Source organism: Flavobacterium sandaracinum (assembly GCF_004349135.1).
GTDB classification, from domain to species: Bacteria; Bacteroidota; Bacteroidia; order Flavobacteriales; family Flavobacteriaceae; genus Flavobacterium; species Flavobacterium sandaracinum.
This window is the reverse complement of the sequence record NZ_SMFN01000050.1, coordinates 1-2,223: the sequence shown is the minus strand read 5'-3', so window position 1 is coordinate 2,223 and position 2,223 is coordinate 1. Positions and strand designations below refer to the sequence as shown.

The following is a 2,223-nucleotide window of genomic DNA, read 5'->3' as shown; positions in this document are numbered from 1 at the left end:
TGATCTCTTTTAAAAAAGACGCAAACTCCTGTGTTACACGAGTTCCGTCCGCTACTAAATTCCAATCTCTAAAAACCACTTTYCCTGTGTCTTCGTTAAGCCATCGTCTGCGAGTAATATGTAGATATACCTGATGYCCCCGAATAGGAAAATCCTGAACTGTAATYTCATCAAAGAAGCCTTTTGAGCTTAACTTATACGGTCTGTATTCTTTAGGAATCGAATTTATCTCTTTAAGATATATATGCAAGACTTCATCTCCTTTCTTGTAAGACGTCAATTCAAAATATTCAACAATGATTTCAGGTAATAATAACTTGATTAGTTCGCTATAGGAGTCTTGCATTTGGTATAATTTGGAAACACAAATATCTAGATTTTAATATTTCCCCACAACATTTTGTCTTGATCCAAAACAAGCCATTGTTTAGCATGCGACTTTTGTTTCCATGCTTTAAAATCACTTAAGTAATCTTTGTACTGATATTGCAAATTCCTTCCAGAAACCCCATAGAAAGAGGCGATAGCACTACAGTCATTTGGGCTGGAATCTATTGATCTCTTTTAAAAAAGACGCAAACTCCTGTGTTACACGAGTTCCGTCCGCTACTAAATTCCAATCTCTAAAAACCACTTTTCCTGTGTCTTCGTTAAGCCATCGTCTGCGAGTAATATGTAGATATACCTGATGCCCCCGAATAGGAAAATCCTGAACTGTAATCTCATCAAAGAAGCCTTTTGAGCTTAACTTATACGGTCTGTATTCTTTAGGAATCGAATTTATCTCTTTAAGATATATATGCAAGACTTCATCTCCTTTCTTGTAAGAGGTCAATTCAAAATATTCAACAATGATTTCAGGTAATAATAACTTGATTAGTTCGCTATAGGAGTCTTGCATTTGGTATAATTTGGAAACACAAATATCTAGATTTTAATATTTCCCCACAACATTTTGTCTTGATCCGAACTTAGGTGTTTTTTATATTTTCTTTGAAGTTTTTTTGCGTCGATACCGAAAAACCTCCCAATCGTGTGACAGTCGGTAGCGCTTTTATCTATTAATTTCTTTTAAAAAAGCCGCAAACTCTTGAGTCATGCGGGTACCTTTAGCAACTAAATTTCAATCTCTTTTAAGGATTTCTCCCGAGGTCTTATTCGTCCAACGATGTCTTTTGATAGGCAAATACACAAACTTACCTCGTAGAGGAAAATCCTGAATGGTAATTTCATCCTGAAATCCTTTTAACACTAATTCATGGGTATCAAACTCTTTTGGAGGCTTTATTTTCTCCTCAAAATATAGGTTCAATATTTATTCTGTGTTATTAGTAGAAACTACCTCAAGGTGGTCAACTAAAAAATCAGGTAGCATGAATTTCAAAGGGTATATAGAAGTCATCTCTCATTGTTAGATTGACAAATCTCTAATTTTTTTTCGATATTTCCTCCCCAAGTATTGTTCTTGATCCATAGAAACCGACTTCTATTTAGTATTTTTTGGCAGTAAGTCCTCTGGGTTATTCTTTTGGAAGAGATGATGTTTTATTTGTTTTGCTTATATTAATTCAGGACTTTCTTTTATCATTATTAGAAAGGGACAATTGTCTTAGTGAGCTTGTTTTTTTTTTGTTTAATAATCGGGGTTGTTCTTTATGAATTCTTTTGAGCTTAGTTTTTGCTAGTTTTTCAGGAATTTTTCGGACGTGAACCTTTCTGGTATTTGCCAAATCCAGTATCATTATATTATTGAATAATATCTTTAGGTATTATAGCAGGAATGATATTAAAAAAAAACTAGTTATAAATCCAAGTATTGAGTGAGATTGAATGATAAGAAGAATAAAGAAAGCTATGTCACGCAAAGTTATAGTAATGGAGAAGTAGCTAAATGAACTGGTTTTAATATTTGAAACTAATCCAATACAAAAAACTTATACTTTCAAAATTCACGGTTTCAGCGAGTTAAAGTTAAAGTTAAGAAAAGGATAAAAAAAGAGTTTAAAAAAGCTTGAATAACCCAATAAAGGAGTTAGTTTTGCACCCGCAACAACGGCAAACGTTCTTTTAAATACTGGCAAGCACATTAAATTAAGGTAGAAAATTTTTTTTCTAAAAACATTTAAAAAAGCTTGTGAGATTAGAAAACGGATGTTACCTTTGCACCCCGCAAAAGCGCAAAGTTCTTTGAGAGACTGGTAAGAAAAGATAAAGAAAAGAGGA

The 2,223-nt window shown here is 33.2% G+C and carries 4 protein-coding genes; all 4 read right to left on the bottom strand.

The genetic code is table 11. From position 1 onward, the window contains the following. Positions 1–346: ISAon1 family transposase N-terminal region protein (locus E0F91_RS17500; RefSeq protein WP_132067632.1), on the bottom strand; the 346-nt coding region annotated here is incomplete at its 3' end. Positions 347–535: 189 nt separating this feature from the next. Further along, positions 536–901, bottom strand: coding sequence for an ISAon1 family transposase N-terminal region protein (locus tag E0F91_RS17495; RefSeq protein WP_074724595.1), 366 nt, complete (start codon positions 899–901; stop codon positions 536–538). A 222-nt stretch (positions 902–1,123) separates the two neighbouring features. Continuing rightward, the gene (locus E0F91_RS18040) at positions 1,124–1,312 is read right to left on the bottom strand and encodes an ISAon1 family transposase N-terminal region protein (protein WP_243698932.1); all 189 of its coding nucleotides are present in this window, start codon (positions 1,310–1,312) and stop codon (positions 1,124–1,126) included. Positions 1,313–1,949: 637 nt separating this feature from the next. Next, a partial coding sequence (locus tag E0F91_RS17885; RefSeq protein ID WP_207919057.1) for a hypothetical protein occupies positions 1,950–2,223 on the bottom strand: 274 nt, incomplete at its 5' end.

What these genes read in the sequence shown, in the direction of transcription:
- E0F91_RS17495 (WP_074724595.1), bottom strand. Translation starts at nt 901, where the DNA reads ATGCAAGACTCCTATAGCGAACTAATCAAGTTATTATTACCTGAAATC.